General features: G+C 63.6%; 11 protein-coding genes and 1 pseudogene. All 12 read right to left on the minus strand.

Annotated features, from left to right (window positions below):
* Nucleotide 1: 1 nt before the first annotated feature.
* The 12 genes and pseudogenes from XcuCFBP2542_RS01790 to dcp all read right to left on the minus strand — a co-directional run bounded on the left by XcuCFBP2542_RS01790 (nucleotide 2) and on the right by dcp (nucleotide 17730).
* Nucleotides 2–409 carry an acyl-CoA thioesterase gene (locus XcuCFBP2542_RS01790; protein WP_104601912.1) on the minus strand — a complete coding sequence of 136 codons (408 nt, stop codon included), beginning with the start codon at nucleotides 407–409 and terminating at the stop codon, nucleotides 2–4.
* 255 nt (nucleotides 410–664) lie between these two features.
* A complete protein-coding gene (locus XcuCFBP2542_RS01795; protein ID WP_104601913.1) occupies nucleotides 665–991 on the minus strand; it encodes a thioredoxin family protein in 327 nt (108 codons plus the stop codon).
* The gene (locus tag XcuCFBP2542_RS01800; protein WP_104601914.1) at nucleotides 963–1457 is read right to left on the minus strand and encodes a flavodoxin; all 495 of its coding nucleotides are present in this window, start codon (nucleotides 1455–1457) and stop codon (nucleotides 963–965) included. Before XcuCFBP2542_RS01800 ends, XcuCFBP2542_RS01795 begins: the two co-directional genes overlap by 29 nt.
* A gap of 226 nt (nucleotides 1458–1683) precedes the next feature.
* Nucleotides 1684–2154 (minus strand): hypothetical protein, encoded by a 471-nt coding sequence (locus XcuCFBP2542_RS01805; RefSeq protein ID WP_104601915.1) that lies wholly within the window; start codon nucleotides 2152–2154, stop codon nucleotides 1684–1686.
* A complete protein-coding gene (locus XcuCFBP2542_RS01810; RefSeq protein WP_104601916.1) occupies nucleotides 2154–2852 on the minus strand; it encodes a DUF3800 domain-containing protein in 699 nt (232 codons plus the stop codon). The genes XcuCFBP2542_RS01805 and XcuCFBP2542_RS01810 overlap by 1 nt, the downstream gene beginning before the upstream one ends.
* 41 nt (nucleotides 2853–2893) lie before the next feature.
* Nucleotides 2894–3937: a ribonucleotide-diphosphate reductase subunit beta gene (locus XcuCFBP2542_RS01815; protein WP_208800724.1), complete on the minus strand. Its 1044-nt coding sequence runs from the start codon at nucleotides 3935–3937 to the stop codon at nucleotides 2894–2896.
* 167 nt (nucleotides 3938–4104) lie between these two features.
* Nucleotides 4105–6615 carry a ribonucleoside-diphosphate reductase subunit alpha gene (locus XcuCFBP2542_RS01820; protein ID WP_104601918.1) on the minus strand — a complete coding sequence of 837 codons (2511 nt, stop codon included), beginning with the start codon at nucleotides 6613–6615 and terminating at the stop codon, nucleotides 4105–4107.
* Nucleotides 6616–7215: 600 nt separating this feature from the next.
* Nucleotides 7216–8259, minus strand: coding sequence for a DUF475 domain-containing protein (locus XcuCFBP2542_RS01830; RefSeq protein ID WP_104601919.1), 1044 nt, complete (start codon nucleotides 8257–8259; stop codon nucleotides 7216–7218).
* A gap of 106 nt (nucleotides 8260–8365) precedes the next feature.
* A complete protein-coding gene (locus XcuCFBP2542_RS01835) occupies nucleotides 8366–11074 on the minus strand; it encodes a bifunctional acetate--CoA ligase family protein/GNAT family N-acetyltransferase (protein WP_104601920.1) in 2709 nt (902 codons plus the stop codon).
* Nucleotides 11075–11332: 258 nt separating this feature from the next.
* Nucleotides 11333–12700 carry a magnesium transporter gene (gene mgtE / locus XcuCFBP2542_RS01840; RefSeq protein ID WP_104601921.1) on the minus strand — a complete coding sequence of 456 codons (1368 nt, stop codon included), beginning with the start codon at nucleotides 12698–12700 and terminating at the stop codon, nucleotides 11333–11335.
* A 472-nt stretch (nucleotides 12701–13172) separates the two neighbouring features.
* A pseudogene (locus XcuCFBP2542_RS01845) lies at nucleotides 13173–15322 on the minus strand (M3 family metallopeptidase).
* Between the two features lie 242 nt (nucleotides 15323–15564).
* Entirely contained in the window at nucleotides 15565–17730 is a 2166-nt protein-coding gene (dcp, locus tag XcuCFBP2542_RS01850) for a peptidyl-dipeptidase Dcp (RefSeq protein ID WP_104601922.1), read from the minus strand.
* Nucleotides 17731–17867 lie beyond the last annotated feature (137 nt).

Below are 17867 nucleotides of genomic sequence, written 5' to 3' on the forward strand. Positions count from 1 at the left end.
GTCAGTCGCTGGAGTTCGGCAACGGTGCCACGGCCGTAGGCTTGCCATCGGCATCCAATGCGATCATCACAAAGTGGCCGCGCGTGCACAGCGCGCGCGCGCCGCTGAGCAGGTCTTCGGCGATCAGTTCCACTTCCACCTTGATCGAGCTGCGCCCCACCGATACCACGCGCGCGATGGTTTCCACCATCTGCCCCTGCCGGATCGGCAGCTTGAAATCCACCTGGTCCGAACGCGCGGTCACCACGGCGCGCCGCGCATAGCGCGAAGCGGCCAGGAACGCGGCCTTGTCCATCCACGCCAGTGCCTGTCCACCGAACAAGGTGCCCATATGGTTGGTGTGATTGGGGAACACAATCTCGGCCATGCGGGCTTCGGTCGGTGGGTGGGTCTGGGAGCTGTCCGACATGAGGGTGTCCACTGGGGTGGGGTGATCGATGCGTGCGGACGCAATTGCAGCAGTAGCGCCGCCAGGAAGCAGCACATTCGACGCAGCGGCGTGCGCGAGAGCGCAGCGGAGTCGAACGTTCTACGTCAGCCGGCGGGCGTGGCGATGATCCATGCCACGACCTGGTGCGATGGGGTTTATCGGTAACGCCGTCGCGGCCGGGTCCGCTCCTACGGCAATCTTGTGCGCGTCGGCATTTGCAGGCCGACCGGTGATTCAGAGGCTGGTCTTGACTGCGGTTTCCACCTGCGCCGGGGATTGGAAACCGGGCAGGCGCGCCACTTCCGCGCCATCGCGGTACAGCGCCAGGGTCGGGGTCTGGCGCAGGCCCAGGTCGCGGAAGAATTCCTCGCCAACCACTTCCAGCTTGACCTTCAATAAGGCCACACCATTGGCGGCGTCGCTGTTGGCGAACTTGTCCAGCGACATGTCGAGCATGCGGCAGCCGGGGCAGTTGTCCTTGTAGTAGTCGACCAGCAAGCGCGGATGCGCGGCCAAGGCGGCGGTGTAGTCGTCAGGGGTAGAGGCGTGGAGCGTCTGCATGGGGGAGGTTCTCGAACGGTGTATCGGTGAGGGCAAGGATGTGGTCGGTCCAGCGCTGGATCTTGGTGGCGTCGCGTTCGCCGTGGGGCATCTGTTCGATTTCCAGCCGCGGGTAGCGCGTACCGAAGAACGCAGCCATGCGCCGGGCTGCACCGCAATAGTTCTCCTCGCCCCACTGCGTCTCGCCAGTGCCGAATACTGCCAGGCGTTCCGGCTTGCCGACCGCGGCAACGAGCTGTTCGATGAAGCGCTTCATCTCCGCCGGCGTGCGCCCGGCGTTGATGCTCCAGCTGCCGAGGATGTAGAGATCGTGCTCGGCACCATCCGGGCACGCCTGCGCCAGCGTCTGGATGTCGGCATCGATCCAGGTGACCGCGTGGCCAAGTTCCTCGCAGCGCGCACGGATCGCACGCGCGACATCGCGGGTGTTGCCGCTGAGCGATGTGTGGGCGAGGAGGATGTGCATTTGCTCAATGATTAACAGATTCAGGAAAATTCAACAGCAAAAACAATGGGTTGCAGCTTTCTTCGACGTCTGGAGCTTCTTGACACCGCGGCACTGTGCCAGACGCACTTGACTCTAACGGTGGCTGAGCTAAGCTCCGCCTCGAGTTCACTGCCTATCGGCTTTGAACCTATCGAGGTCTCGGCCGCTGAACCCGCGTAGCGAATCAGCGGCCTTTTTTTGTCTGTTATTTCGCTTTGGTCAGCGAGCGGATGCACTCTTCGCGAGACCATGTCGGCGAACTTCGAATCTTTCCTATGCTGCTATCTGCTTGGTAGCAAGTGATGAAGTTAGCCTTGAGTGCCAAATCTTGTTTGAGCGATAGTGCAATCACGACCACAAAATCTTCATAGACCACCGCCACCCGGCGGGTGGCGTCAACCTGTCCGGCAGTTTTATCCCAGCCTTGAAATAGAGTGGCGTCCGGATGCGTAAGGGTCGCCTGAATCCAGTCGATTCGCTGCGCTCTTACTTCTGAAAAGGTGTCCTTCCGCCCATCCCACCCCGCGCTCTCGTAGAACGCGTGGTCAAACTTTTTTGCATCGAAGTAGACCCGGATCTCGTCTGGTGTCTGGATCTTGCCACGACAATAGATACGTTCGTAGTGCTGTCGGTACTGGGCAGAAGTTTCGTATTTGACCAACGGAGGCAATGGCATCACCAGCCTCCGTTGAGTCGAATCTTGAACAGGTTGAATTTCTCCTCGCCCTTGCTCGTTGGACCAAGTTCGCGACCTAATGCGCTTTCAATGCGGCTAACAACGGTGAACTTCGCAGTGTTAGGCATCAAGGTAGAATTGATCTTGCTACTAGCCGCTCCCAGCAACAAATCACACATCTGAATCAGTACTACTTCGTTAGACGGTAAGGACTGAACACTTTCAATTCTCGAGCTCAAATTTGCTCGCGACAGACACTGGGCGAGGACAGGCAAGCGCTTGGAATCACGATTGCTTTTCGCGTCACAGAAGATTCGATATTCATTAAAATCGAGAATCCAGTGGTGAAGGAGCTGGTAGTAGAACTTGTAGAACCCCAACTCCGCATCATCGTCATGCAGCGAAAGATCAATTTGGGTCCGATCAACCGCAATACATCGAAAACGAAGGTTCTCGCCATATGCGAAGAAAAGGTCGACCAGTTCTACGTAGAAGTCGCGACGATTAGGCGCAACCTTGCTCCACTTGATCTCGCCCCAAGCCCTATGTCGTTTTCGAAGGTCGCCAATGCGCGACTTAAGCTCATTCCGAACTTCCTGTGGAAGCCAAAGGCTTCCGATCATGAGGTAACGCGCACGCGGATTAGCAGACGTCAGGACGTCCGGATTCGCCTCATCGCAGTACACCTCAAATCTCATATGAGTTCGCAGATAGTTGGGAGATATGAGTGGTGAGATTCTTACAAGTCGTCGAAGCCGTTATCCGAATTCGTCTTCTTGTACGAGGCATTCCGCATCTCGAAGAAATCGGTCTTGGTCTCGGTGAAGTTGTCGGCGTAGGCCTTGATCCACGGCATCACGTTGTCGTTGGCGCCTTCGTACAGCTTCTCGATGCCGAGCATGCCGGCCATCTTGTTTGCGCGGTACTTCACGTAGCGGATCATCTCGTCCACGTCGATGCCGTCGATGCCATCCAGCACTTCGGCGGTCCACTGGGTTTCCAGGTCGATCGCGTGTTCGAAGGCCTTGTGCACGTAGTCGGTGAGCTGGTCGCCCTGCAGCGCCTGGTTCTCGCCGATGATGGCGCGAATCAGCTCGCTGATGAACTTCGAATGCGCCAGTTCGTCGCGGTTGATGAAGCTGATGATCTTGCCGGTGCCGGTCATGCGGTTCTGGCGCACCAGATTGTAGAAATACGCAAAGCCGGAATAGAAGTTGATGCCTTCCAGGATCGAGGACTGGATCAGCGAACGGATCAGCGTTTCGGCCGTCTTGTCGCGCATGAAGTCTTCGTAGGCGCCCATGATCGGCGCATTGCGCTTGATGATGGTCGGGTGGGTGCGCGCGATTTCGAACACGCGGTTCTGGTCGGCCAGGCCGGTGATCGAAGCCAGCACGTAGCTGTAGCTCTCGTTATGGATCACTTCCTGCTGGCCGATGATCGCGGCATTGGCATGCGCGGCCGGGTCGGTGATGTATTCGGCCACGTTGTAGATGAAACGCGTCTGCGGCGAGTCCAGCGTGGCCAGCAAACCGATGATCGAATCGTAGGCGTTCTTTTCACGCGCAGACAGCTCGTGGTACTGGCGCGCGTCGCCCTTCATGTCCACCTCGTCGGGGATCCAGAAGTTGGTCGACAACTCCTTGTAGGCCCGATAGAACGACGGGTACGGAATGTCGTTCCAGTTGAGGATGCCCGAGGTCTGACCATTGATGATGCCGGTCGAACGGTTGGGGTTGCGCGGCTCAAGGATCTTGATGCGGTCGAGCGGTGTTGCGGACAGGGCCATGGTTCTTTCTCGAATTTCACTGCGCCAATCACGGCGCTAAACGTGCTGGAGCAAAGCCCCCTGAGTCAGGGGGCGCGCCGACGGCGCGGGGGTGTGGAAGCTGATGAAGCAGGGTCCACGGTTCGCGCAGCGAACCGTGGAAGCGAAAGCGCGAATGCGCTTTAGCTACTGCACCACTCGCACTCACTGATATCGATATCGTTGGAACGCACGTAATACGTGGTCTTCAGGCCTTCGCGCCAGGCGGTCATGTGCAGGTCCAGCAGCGTGCTCGCACGGATGGTGCTGGGCACGTAGAAGTTGAAGCTGATCGACTGGTCCACGTGGCGCTGGCGGCGCGCGTTCTGGCGCACGCTGGCGAACTGGTCCACCTTGTAGGCACCCTTTTCGTAGTACGGCCAGGTGTCCAGCGACAGACCAGGCGCGGCGACCGGGCGACGGAAGTCCTTCTTTTCTTCGTAGTAGAACGCGCTGTAGATCGGGTCGATCGAGGCGGTGGAACCGGCAATCTGCGCGGTGCTCATGTTCGGCGCCACGGCCAGCATCCAGGCATTGCGCACGCCATTGACCGCCACCTGCGCCGACAGCTCCAGCCATTGCGGGCTGTTGTAGTCGCGCGCACGGAAGTACTCGCCGGTGTGCCAGTCGCTGCCACGGAACACGCTGTAGGTGCCCTTTTCCTTGGCCAGCTCCATGCTCGCCTGAACGGTCAGGTAGTTGATGCGCTCGTACAGCTCGTCGCTGTAGTCCTCGGCTTCGGTGGCATTCCAGTGGATGGACTTCTGCGCCAGCAGGTGGTGCCAACCGAAGGTGCCCAGGCCAATGGCGCGGTACTTCTGGTTGGTGATGGTGGCCTGCGGCACGGGCAACTGATTGAGGTCGATCACGTTGTCGAGCATGCGCACCTGGATCGGGATCAACCGCTCCAGCACGTCGGCACCCAGCAGATCGGCCTGGTCGGCCTGCACGGTGATCGCGCGGCCCAGGTTGATCGAAGACAGGTTGCACACCACGAAATCGCCGGCCTTCTTGGTGGTGACGATCTGATTGCCGCTGATGATCTCCTGCATCATCCGCGTCGGGCTCATGTTCTGCAGGATCTCGGTGCACAGGTTGGACGAATAGACCATGCCCTCGTGCTTGTTCGGGTTCTTGCGATTGACTTCATCGCGATAGAACATGAACGGGTTGCCGGTTTCCAGCTGGCTGACCATGATGCGCTTGAAGATCTCGATCGCCTTGACGGTCTTGCGCGTGATGCGCTCGTCGGCGACGACTTCTTCGTACTTGCGGCGGAAGCTGCTGTTGGCGTCGCCCTTCTTCTCGTCGTAAAAGTCCTGCAGGTACCAGCCCTTGATCCGCTTGACTTCGTGCGGATCGAACAGGTACCAGTCGCCGCGACGCTCGACCGCTTCCATGAACAGGTCCGGGATGCACACCGAGGTGAACACGTCGTGCGCGCGCAGGCGCTGGTCGCCGTTGTTCAGGCGCAGGTCCAGGAACGATTCGATGTCGCGGTGGAAGATGTCCAGGTAGACGGCGATGGCGCCTTTGCGCTGGCCCAGCTGGTCCACCGACACGGCGGTGTTGTTGAGCTGCTTGATCCACGGCACCACGCCGCCGGAGGAATTGGACACGCCACGGATCGCCGAACCCGACGAACGCACATAGCCCAGGTAGGCGCCCACGCCGCCGCCGTGCTTGGACACGCGCGCCACGTCGGTGTTGGAGTCGTAGATGCCCTGCAGGCTGTCGTCGACGGTGTCGATGAAGCAGCTCGACAGCTGGCCGCCCACCTTGCCGGCATTGGCCAGCGTGGGCGTGGCCACGGTCATGTACAGGTTGGACAGCGCCCAGTAGGCCTCGCCCACCAGCTGCATGCGGCGCTCGCGGCTGCCCTTGCCGGTGCCGATCTCGTCCTGCATCAGGTACAGCGCAATCGTCAGCCAGCGCTCCTGCGGCAGTTCGAACACGCCGCGCGAGCTGTCGGTGGCCAGGTAACGGGTGGCCAGCAGGTACAGGCCGTTATAGGCGAACAGCGTGTCGCGCTCGGGATCGATCATCTTGCCGGCTTCGATCAGTTCGTCCTTGGAATAGCGGCGCAGGATGTCGTTGGAATAGACATTGCGGTCGGCCAGGCTTTCCTGCAGGCCGACGAACGAGCCGTACTTCTGGCTGGCGTCGTAGAAGCGGTTGCGGCTGGCGCGCTTGTAGAGGCGGCGCAGGTACAGCCGCGCGGCAAAATGCTCCCACTCCGGGGTGGTCAGATCGACGCGGGCCTCGGCCTCGCGGATCAGGTGGTCGACCAGGTCATCGGCGTTGACGCTGTCCTTGCGCTCGACGAACCCGAACACCGAGCGCTTGTAGTCGGCCACGTCCAGCTGCGGGAACTCGGCATGGATCTGGTCGATGGCGCGCTCCAGGCGCTGCGGCTCGAACGGAATCCTGCGATTGCCCGCTTCCTTGGTGATCCAGGTGGAGACGTTTTGTTCTTCGATGGTCTGTGCGTGCATTGCAATGGCTTGGCGGGGAGGCGGCACGATGTCCGACGGGTCGGCCACTTCCGGCGCGCCGCAGGCGGGCGCGGGAACGCTGACGGGAACGCTGGTGGGAACGCTGGTGGGTGCGGCGGTACCGGTGGCGATCGCGGAAAGGGTGTCGTTGGTGGTCATGCGTCCTCCATGCGTAGGCACACGAACCCGCTGGGGAGCAGGCGACGGCCAGGAGAACCCAGAGGAGGCTGGCGAAACGGGACACACGACGCGCGGCCCATGGCCCACGGCAGCATCCTCACCAATCTTCTTGAGATCCCATGGCCGCCATCATGCGGTGTGCTGTCGCATGATGGTTCGGTCGGTGATGCCGCACTGCCGTCGTCGGGTCCTGAAGCGGCACGGCATTGCCGGAACGCGTACAGGCACTGAAGCGGGTGCCACGGGCGATGCGGCTTGCGCATCCGCCTCGTCGCTTGGTGCCGTTTGGGGGGCGGTCACCACCGGACCCCAAGATAGTGTGGTCACCCTAGGGGGTCAACACCAAATATGGAGAAATCTGCGCAGGCCTTGTGGCACAACGCGCTGTTCGGACGAGCGGTCGTACCGGGCTGCTGGAGGACGAATCCGACTGCGCAGGTCAAGTCGGGAAGGCCCTGAACCACATCCCGCACTCACCTTGCATCCACACCAAACGTGGTACGCGTCGCGTTTTTTGCCAACCGCCGCGCGAGCGGCCGCAAGCCGGCTCGCATCTGTCGGCTGACGGCGAAGCGCCGCTCAGATCTCGGTCGGACCGAGCTGGTTGCGCTTGCGATAGCGGATCGACGACCACACCGAGGCGGCGATGAAGGCTACGCCGATCAGGCCGGTCAACACTTCCGGGACGTGGTAGACGGTGCCCACCAGCATGATGATCGCCAGCACGCCGATGGCGTAATGGGCGCCATGCTCCAGGAACACGAACTCGTCCAGGGTGCCCTTGTGCACCAGATACACCGTCATCGAGCGCACGAACATCGCGCCGATCGCCAGGCCCAGCATGATGATGACCACATCGCGGGTGATGGCGAAGGCGCCAATCACGCCATCGAAGGAGAACGAGGCGTCCAGCACTTCCAGGTACAGGAAGGCGGCAATGCCCGAGCGCTTGGCCGGGCCCATGCTGCTGTCTTCGCTCTCTTCGGCCTCGAACAAGGCGTCCACGCTGCCGACCAGCAGGTACAGCAGGATGCCGCCCAGCCCGGCGAACAGCACGCTCTGGAAGATGGCATCGGGCAGGAACAGCTTGGTGCCCAGCAGCACGGTGACCGCCACGATCACCGACATTGCGTCCGCCTTGCCGAGCTTGCCCACCAGCCGCTCGATCGGGCCAAGCCAGTGCAACTTGCGCTCCTGGTCGAACAGGAAGTTCAGGAACACCAGCAACAGGAACATGCCTCCGAAGGCGGCAATGGACGGGTAGTGGTCGGTCAGCACCTGGCTGTAGCGCTCCGGCTCCTTGAGCGCCATCTGCATCACCGGCATCAGGCCCATGCCGGTGGCCACCGACACGATCACGATCGGGAACACCAGGCGCATGCCGAACACGGCGATCAGGATGCCCACGGTCAGGAACAGCTTCCGCCAGAATTCGTTCATGTGCTTGAGCACACCGGCGTTGACCACCGCGTTGTCGAACGACAGCGACACCTCCAGCACGCTCAGCACCAGGCACAGCCACAACGCCTGCCAGAGACCCATTGCGGTGGTATGCCCCCACCAGGCAGCCAGGCCCAGGCAGATCGCTGTGACCAGGAACGACATTCTGAAATCGCGAAACATTGGCACTCCCAGGCGGGCCGAGACGACAGCCGGAGCAACAGGCCAGGGCAAGGCCCGGCAGGTCCGGCGTGCAGTGGAGGATGGGGGACCGCAGCGTGACGCAACGTCAGGCCGGGCGTGGCGCGTCCATTATAGGCAGTGTCACCGCCATCAGGATCGCATCGTCCGGATCCGGGCGCACGCCGAAGCCCAGGCTCTGGCACATCGCCAGCATGGTGCGGTTCTCGCGCAGCACCTGGCCTTCGATCTGTTTCAGGCCCAGCCAGCGCGCGTACTCGATCATGATGCGCATCAGCTGCCAGCCGATACCGTGGCCCTTGAGGTCCGAACGGATCAGGATGCCGTACTCGCCGCCGATGTAATCGGCATCGGCATGCAGACGCACCGCGCCGAGCATGTCGCCGCTCCTGGGGTCGATGGCCACCAGCGCGATCGAGCGGGCGTAGTCCAGCTGGGTCAGGCGGGCGATGAATTCGTGGCTGAAATGCTTGACCGACTGGAAGAAGCGCAGCCGCAGGTCTTCGTCGGTGACGCGGGCGAAGAACGCGCGGAACAGCGCATCGTCCTCCGGGCGCACCGGGCGCACCAGCGCGTGGGTGCCATCGCCCAGGCCGATCTGGCGCTCCCATTCCTTCGGATAGGGGAAGATCGCAAAGCGCGGATGGCCGCGCCCCTTGTGCAGCTTGCGCGCCGGTGCCACCGCCACGCGGGCGTCCAGCGCGATCACCCCATCGCGGTCGGCCAGCAGCGGGTTGATGTCCAGTTCGGTGATTTCCGGGATGTCGGCGGCCAGCTGCGCCAGCTGGACCAGCACCAGCGCCACCGCGCGCTCGTCGGCGGCCGGCACGTCGCGGTAGGCCTTGAGGATGCGCGAGACGCGGGTACGCCCGATCAGCTCGTGGGCCAGGCGCAGGTCCAGCGGCGGCAGGGCGAGCTCGCGGTCGTTGATGACTTCCACCGCAGTGCCGCCACGCCCGAACACGATGGCCGGGCCGAACACCGGGTCATCGGCAATACCGGCGATCAGCTCGCGTGCCTTGGGCCGCAGCACGGTGGGCTGCACGATCACCCCTTCGATGGCTGCGTCCGGATGCGCAGCGCGCGCACGCGCCAGGATGCCGGTGGCCGCCTCGCGCACCGCCGCCACGCTGGACAGGTTCAGGCGCACGCCGTCCACGTCGGATTTGTGCGCGATCTCGCTGGACAGCACCTTCAACGTCACCGTGCGCCCGACCGCCAGCAACGGGTCGGCCAGCAGCGCGGCCTCGTTGGCGGTGGCGGCGACCTGCAACGGCACCACCGGGATGCCGTAGGCAGTCAGCAGCCGGTTGGTGGCCACCGGGTCCAGCCAGCGCCGGCCGGCGGCCAGCGCTGCTTCCACCAGCGTGCGCGCCACGCCGGCATCCACCACGAAATCTTCCGGCAGGCTGGGCGGGGTTTCCATCAACGCCGCCTGCGCCTCGCGGTAGCGCACCAGGTGGGTGAAGCCACGCACCGCATCCGATTCGGTGGCGTAGGTGGGCACGCGCGCGGCATTGAGCGCGGCGATGGCCGCATCGTCCTGGCCCAGCCATACCGCAAACACCGGTTTGTCGCGCTGGTAGCGGCTGCGCTGGTCCAGCGCGCGGGTCAGCGCCTTGGCCGCATCGGCCGAGGAGGTGAACGCAGTGGGCACGTTGACCACCAGCAAGGCATCGTTCTCCGGATCGTCCAGCAACGCTTCGATTGCCGCGGCATAGCGCGCGCCATCGGCATCCACAACGATGTCCACCGGATTGCTGCGCGACCAGCCTTCCGGCAACGATTGGTCCAGCCGCTCCAGGGTCTTGGCTGACAGTTCGGCCAGGGTGCCGCCGCGCAACACCAGCTGGTCCGCCGCCAGCTGCCCCACCCCGCCACCATTGCTCAGGATGGCCAGCCGCCGCCCCGGAAAACTGCCCAGCCGGCCCAGCGTTTCGGCGGCGGCGAATAGCTCGTCCAGCGCCCCCACCCGCAACAGCCCGGCACGCGCGAACGCCGCGCCATACACCGCATCCGAGCCGGCCAGCGCCTGGGCATGGGTATCGGCATGCGGATTGATGCGGAACTGGCGCCCCGATTTGACCACCACCACCGGCTTGGCGCGCGCGGCCGCACGCGCGGCCGACATGAACTTGCGCGCATCATCGATGCGTTCGACATACAGCAGGATCGCGCGGGTGCGGTAGTCGGTGGCGAAGTAATCCAGCAGATCGCCGAAATCCACGTCCAGCGTGTCGCCCAGCGACACCACCGCCGAAAAGCCTACCGAGCGCGCCACGCCCCACTCCACCAGGGCGGCGGCAATGGCGCTGGACTCGGAGATCAGCGCCAGGTCGCCGGCCTGCGGGCAGTGCGCGGCGATGCTGGCATTGAGCCGCGCGTGCGGGGCGATCACGCCCAGGCAGTGCGGGCCGAGGATGCGCATGCCCTTGGCGCGCGCGGCCGCCTCCATGCGCGCGGCCGGCGAACCGGGGCCGCGCCCCAGGCCGGCGGTGAGGATGATCGCTGCGGCCACCCCGCGGCGCGCGGCGATGGAAACGATGCGCGGCACGATGCGTGCCGGTGCGGTGATGACCACCAGGTCCGGCACCCACGGCAGATCGGTCAACCGCGCCACCGTGCGCACGCCATCGATCTCGCTGTAGCGCGGGCTCACCCAGCCGATCTGGCCGGGGAACCCGGCCGCGCGCAGGTTGCGCACCACCGCCCGGCCAGCCGACCGCTCGCGCGGACTGCCGCCCACCACCGCGACGGTGCCGGGGCGAAACACCTGCTGCAGGTGATAGGTACTCATCGTGCGGGGGACGCGGAAGCCATCGCACTACGGTACACGCACTGGGGGGCGAGGACATGCGCTGGCCGCTGCGGGCGATGCTGCCTGGTGGACACGCGCCGCCGAGTTGCTTGCCGTGGCGTAGAGGCGCCACTGGGCGCGAGGACGGTCTGGGCAAGGCCCTCGCGCCCAGGGGCGCTCCTACGTGATTGCTGCGTTCTGCGACAGTTCGCGTCCAGTGCGTCGGGCTGCGCAGCACGATGGCACGCCCATGGAGGCCTACAACAACGTGCCGCTCAGGATCATCGCCGCGATGCTGAAGTAGATCACCAGCCCGGTGACGTCCACCAGGGTGGCCACGAACGGCGCCGAGGCACTGGCCGGGTCGAAGCCCAAGCGTTGCAGCACGAACGGCAGCATCGAGCCGGACAACGAGCCGAAGGTGACGATGCCCACCAAGGCCGCGCCGATGGTCAGCGCCACCATCTGCCAATGTGGGCCGTAGTCGTACAGCCCGGCGTTCTGCCAGATGGCGATGCGCACGATCGCCAGCACGCCCAGGATCGCACCCAGGGTGAGGCCGGTGGGCAGCTCACGCAGGGCCACCCTCCACCAGTCGCGCAGGCGCAGTTCGCGCAGCGCCAGCGAGCGGATCAGCAGCGAGGTGGCCTGCGAGCCGGAATTGCCGCCCGAGCTCATGATTAACGGGATAAACAAGGTCAACACCACGGCCTTGGACAGTTCGTCCTCGAAGTGCTGCATGGCACTGGCGGTGAGCATCTCGCCCAGGAACAGCACGCTCAACCAGCCGGCACGCTTCTTGATCATCTGGCCAAAGCCGATGTGCATGTAGGGCTTGTCCAGCGCTTCCATGCCGCCGAACTTGTGCACGTCTTCGGTGGATTCGGCAATCAACGCATCCAGCACATCGTCCACGGTGACGATGCCCAGCATATGGCCGTTGCGATCCACCACCGGGATCGCCAGCAGGTCGTGGCGGCGGATCAGCCGCGCCACCTCTTCCTGGTCCAGCGCCGGGTCCACGGTGACCGGCGGATTGACCTGCGCCACCTCCAGGATGGGTGCGTCCGCAGCGCCGGTGATCAGCCGGCGCATGGTCACCACCTGCTGCAGCACGCGGGTCTGCGGGTCGAGCAGGTAGATCGCGTAGACGGTCTCGCGGCTACGCTCCACGTCGCGGATGTGCTGCAGGGTGCGCCCCACCGTCCAGTCGGTCGGCACCGCCACGAACTCGGTGGTCATCAAGGCGCCGGCGGTGTTGGGCGGGTAGCGCATCAACGCCTGGATCGACAGCCGCGCCTCGGCGCTGAGCAGCCACAGCAGCGGCTGGCGCTGGTCGGCATCCAGGCCGTGGAAGATGTCGGTGGCGCGGTCGTCGGCCATCTGGCCGAGTAGCGAGGCGGCCTGCTCGGCCGGCAGCTGCGCCACCAGCGCGCTGGCATCGCGCAGCTCGGGTTGTTCGAGCAGTTTCACCGCCCGCGCGGGCGACAACGCAACCAATACCTGCGCGGCGTCGTCGCGGTCGAGGGTGTTGAGATACTCCACCGCATCGGCCGTGTTGAGCTCGGCCAGCGGTGCGATCAGTGCATCGACGCCTTCGGCAAGGCGCAGGGTTTCGTCGTACATGGGGGTTCGCCTGGTGACGACCGTCGTCGATGACGGTCGGCGAACCTTCAAACCTCAGGCGCGCGCCAACCAGGTCATCGACCCGGGTCTAGGGTGACTGTCGCTGGACATGGATAAGGGCTCCGAAGGGTGCGCACCGACGGGTTGATCCGGCGGCGGCGCGGCGCAGTCTGCGCCGCCCGGGCCGGCTTGGTCAATGCCCCCTGCGACGCTCGCTCATGTCCGCTTCCGCTAGCAGGGCACAGGCGCCACGACAGCCCACGCACACGGTACGCACCACCGCCATCCATCGCGCCTAGCGGCCGTCGCCAAGGCATACCGACTGCCGGTTCCCGCTGTCGCATTCCGCCTCCCGCAGCGGATGGTCGAGCGCCTCATGCAATGCCGCCAGCGCCCGAGGTGCCGACTCAGCCAATCGCTCCCTGAAGGCGTGAGGGACACGCTGGCAGCAGCGAGCGACCGGCCGGTTCGCCTACTCGGTCAAGCCGCGATACTCCAGCAACGCCTCCACGCTGGGATCCCTGCCGCGAAAGTTGCGGTACAACGTGGTCACATCCACTGAATTTCCCGGGGCCAGGATCTTGGTACGGAAGATATCCCCGTTCTTGCGGGTAAGCCCGCCATGTTCCTCCATCCACTTGAATGCGTCATCGTCCAGGACCTCCGACCAGAAGTAGGCGTAGTACTTGGCCGCATAGCCGAAGCTCCAGATGTGGTCGAAGTAACTGCTCCGGTACCGTGGCGGCACATCGGGCAGGTCCACCTTGAAACGCCGCATCGTGTCGGCCTCGAACTTGGCGACGTCCTGGATCGGCGCATCCGCCGATTGGCCATGCAGGGCCAGGTCGATGATCTCTGCCGACAGGTATTCGGTGGTCAGATAGCCGCTATTGAATGTTCTGGACTTGCGTAGTTTCTCCACCAATGCGGCGGGCATCGCCTCACCGGTCTGGTAGTGCCTGGCGTAGTTGGCGAACACCTTCGGATCGTTGACCCAGTGCTCGTTGAACTGGGACGGAAACTCGCTGAAGTCGGTTGGCGTGGAGTATTGGGTCGTGGAGAACATGAAGTGCAAAGCGTGGCCGAATTCGTGGAACATCGACTTGACCTCGTCACTGCTCAGCAATGCGGGCTGTCCATCGGCCGGCTTGGTGAAATTGCACACGTTGTAGATCACTGGCTTGGCACCGGTCAGCGCATTGCGCTGGACAAGATTGCCGGCCCAGGCACCACCGGACTTGCTCTCACGCTGGAAATAATCGGTGTAGAACAGCGCCAACGACTTGCCGTCCACATCGAAAATCTCGTACACCTTCATATCCGCGTGATAGGTCGGAATATCGGTGCGCTGCTTGAAGGTGATGCCGTACAGCTGCGTGGCTGCGTAGAACACGCCATTGCGCAACACACTGTCCAGTTCGAAGTACGGCTTGGTCTGCGACACATCCAGATCGTATTTCGCCTTGCGCACCTGGGCTGCGTAGAAGTTCCAGTCCGATGCGGTCAGCTTGAAGCCTCCATGCTGCGCGTCGATCAGCGCCTGGATCTGCGTTGCTTCGTCGCGCGCCTTGGCAGTGGCGCGCGGCACGATATCGGTCAGCAGCTTCAGCGCGGCCTGCGGGGTCCTGGCCATCTCGTTGCGCAGGCTGTAAGCGGCGTAATTGTCGAAGCCGAGCAGCCTGGCCCGCTGCGCACGCACTTGTAGCAAGCGACGGATGGTATCGCGCGTGTCGTTGGCATCGCCCTGCTCTGCACGCTTTTCCGACGCTTCAAGTATCTGCGCACGTAACGCACGATCTTTGAGCGAAGCCAGCACCGGTTGTTGCGTGGTGCTCTGCAAGGCAAGCAGGTACTTGCCATCGAGCTTACGTGCCTTCGCTGCGGCTGCAGCGGCCGCGATGTCAGCTTCACTCATGCCATCGAGCCTGGCCTTGTCGTCTACCACTATCGCCGCAGCCGCCGTCGCGGCAGTCAGCTTGGTGTGGTATTGGGTCGTGAGGTTATCCTCTTCCAGATTGAGCTTGCGCAGGATGGCCTTGTCGGGATCTGACAGGCGTGCCCCGGCGCTGATGAATTTTTCATAGGCCAACTCGAGCAGACGCTTCTGTTCGGGCGCAAGCCCCAGGGTGTCGCGCTGGTCGTAGACAGCCTTGAGCCGTGCGAACAGCCTGGGATTCATCAAGGCCTCGTCATTGAGCGCGATGACCTTCGGACTGATGTCCCCGTCGATCGCACGCCGCGCGTCACTGGTGTCGGCAGACAACACGCTATAGAAGATGTTGGAGACATGGGAAAGCGTGGCACCGCTGCGCTCTAGGGCTTCTACCGTGTTTTCGAAGGTGGGCGGTGCCGGATTCTCGATGATCCGGTGCAACTCGATGCGTTTGAGCCGAATGCCTTCTTCCAGGGCAGGCAGGTAATCGCTGTCCTTGATCTTGTCGAAGGGCGGGGCCTGCAACGGGAGCGTGCTGGGAATCAACAGCGGGTTTTGGGCCAGACCTGCTGCGGGCGCAGCAGCCGTGCTGCCGGAGGCAGTGGTCGAAGCCGGGGGGAGGTGTCTTTTCCGCTGCAAGCGGCAAGACAGGCCATGATGGTGACGGCCAGAACGACGGGACGTTGCATGCGGTCGGGTTCCTGCAGGTGTGGGTTGCATGCAGCGGCACGGTGACCGTGAGCAGCGCGCATGGTTCGTTCCTCATCATGCGCATCGCTGCAGGGCATTGAGCCAGCTACTGTCTCAGCGCATCCCAGTATTGGCGCTCCCACGAGTAGCCGCAGGAGCGACCAGGAATCGGTGTCCCCTAAAGCGAACGGGATGGCGCGTGCCATCCCGTTCGGCCCTGCAATCGTTGCAGCGCACTCCCTCAGTCGGTCAAACCGCGGTTCTCCAGCAGCGCCTTGACGCTGGGATCCTTGCCGCGGAAATCGCGATACAGCGTGGCCAGGTCGACCGTATTGCCGCGCGAGAGGATCTTGGCGCGGAAGGTGTCGCCGTTCTTGCGGGTCAGGCCGCCGTTTTCCTTGAACCACTCGAACGCATCGTCATCGAGCACTTCCGACCAGAAGTAGGCGTAGTAACCGGCCGAGTAGCCACCGCCCCAGATGTGGTCGAAATAGGTGCTGCGGTAACGCGGCGGTACTTCGGCCAAGTCCACCTTGAAGCGCTTCAGCGCATCGGCTTCGTACTTGCTCACATCCTGTAGCGGCGCATCGGCCGGCTGGGTGTGCCAGGCCAGATCCAGCAACGCCGCCGACAAGTATTCGGTGGTGGCGTAGCCGCTGTTGAAGGTCTTGGCCTTCTTGATCTTTTCCACCAGCTCGGCCGGCATCGGTGCGCCGGTCTGGTAGTGCTTGGCGTAGTGGGCGAAGACCTTCGGGTCCGAGGCCCAGTGCTCGTTGAACTGCGAGGGGAATTCCACAAAATCGCGCGAGGTGCTGGTGCCGGCGATCGAGGGGTATTTCACCTTGGAGAACATGCCATGCAGCGCGTGGCCGAACTCGTGGAACAGCGTGGTGACGTCGTCGAAGCTCAGCAGTGCCGGCTGGCCGGCGGCCGGCTTGGTGAAGTTGCAGACGTTGTAGACCACCGGCTTGGCACCGGTGAGGCCGTCCTGTTCGACGAACACGTCCATCCAGGCGCCGCCGGACTTGCTGTCGCGCTTGAAGTAATCGGTGTAGAACAGCGCCATCGAGCTGCCGTCGGCATCGAAGACTTCATACACCTTCATGTCGGCGTGGTAGGTCGGGATGTCGGTACGCTGCTTGAAGGTGATGCCATACAGCTGCGTGGCCGCGTAGAACACGCCGTTCTGCAGCACGTTGTCCAGTTCGAAATACGGCTTGATCTGCGATTCGTCCAGGTCGTACTTGGCCTTGCGCACCTGCTCGGCGTAGAAGTCCCAGTCGGACGCGGCCAGTTTGAAATCGCCCTTCTGGGCATCGATGACCTTCTGCATTTCGGCCACTTCGCGACGTGCCTTGGCGGTGGCGGCCGGCACGGTGTCGGTCAGCAACTTGAGCGCCGCCTCCGGGGTCTTGGCCATCTGGTCGCCCAGGCTGTAGGCGGCGTAGTTGTCGAAGCCCAACAACTTGGCTTTTTGCGCACGCAGCTGCGCCAGGCGCTGGATGGTCTGGCGGGTGTCGTTGGCATCGCCCTTTTCCGCACGCGTTTCAGACGCCTTCAGCACCTCGGCACGCAGCTCGCGATTCTTGAGCGACGCCAGCACCGGCTGCTGGGTGGTGTTCTGCAGGGTGAGCAGATACTTGCCATCGAGCTTGCGCGCCTTGGCGGCATCGGCCGCGGCGGCGATGTCGCCCTCGCTCAGGCCATCGAGCCTGGCGGTGTCGTCAACCACCACCGCAGCGGCGGCCGAGGCGGCGACCAGGCGGGTGTGGAACTGGGTGGACAGCGTGGTTTCTTCCACGTTGAGCTTGCGCAGGCTGTCCTTGTCGGCATCGGACAGCTGCGCACCGGCACGGACCAGTTCTTCGTAATCGCGCTCGAGCAGGCGTTTTTGTTCCGGCTCCAGGTTCAGCGTGTCGCGCTGGTCGTAGAGGGTCTTGACGCGTGCGAACAGCTTGGGATCGAGGTTGATCTCGTCCTTATGCGCGGCCAGCTTGGGCGCGATCTCTTCCTGGATCTTCTGGCGTGCGTCGCTGGTATCGGCCTGGACCAGCCCGAAGAAGATGCGCGATACGCGCGTCAGCGTTTCGCCGCTGCGTTCCAGCGCTTCGATGGTGTTGTCGAAGGTGGGCGCCTGGTTGTTGTCGGCGATCTTGCGCACGTCGGCCAGGTGCTGGCGCATGCCTTCCTCGAAGGCCGGCAGGTAGTCGCTGTCCTGGATCTTGTCGAACGGCGGCGCCTGGAACGGCAGCGTGCTGGCGGTCAGCAGCGGGTTCGGCGCGGCATCGGCGGCCGGGGTAGCGGTGTTCTCGGACACGGGGGCGGACTCCTGACCGGACGGCTCTTTTCCAGAACATGCGGCCAGTGCCAGGGTGATGGCGGCGGCCAGAACGACAGTACGCGACATGGCGTGTGATTCCTGAGTGGTGGGTACGACAAACCATCACGCTAGCGGGTTTGCGCGGCGCCGGCATGTGCCGTTGGCTGGGCAAGGATGCATGGCGATGTGCGGAGCAGAGACGGCCGGCGGGGTGGGGGCACCCT

This window comes from Xanthomonas cucurbitae (assembly GCF_002939885.1).
Lineage (GTDB): Bacteria > Pseudomonadota > Gammaproteobacteria > Xanthomonadales > Xanthomonadaceae > Xanthomonas > Xanthomonas cucurbitae.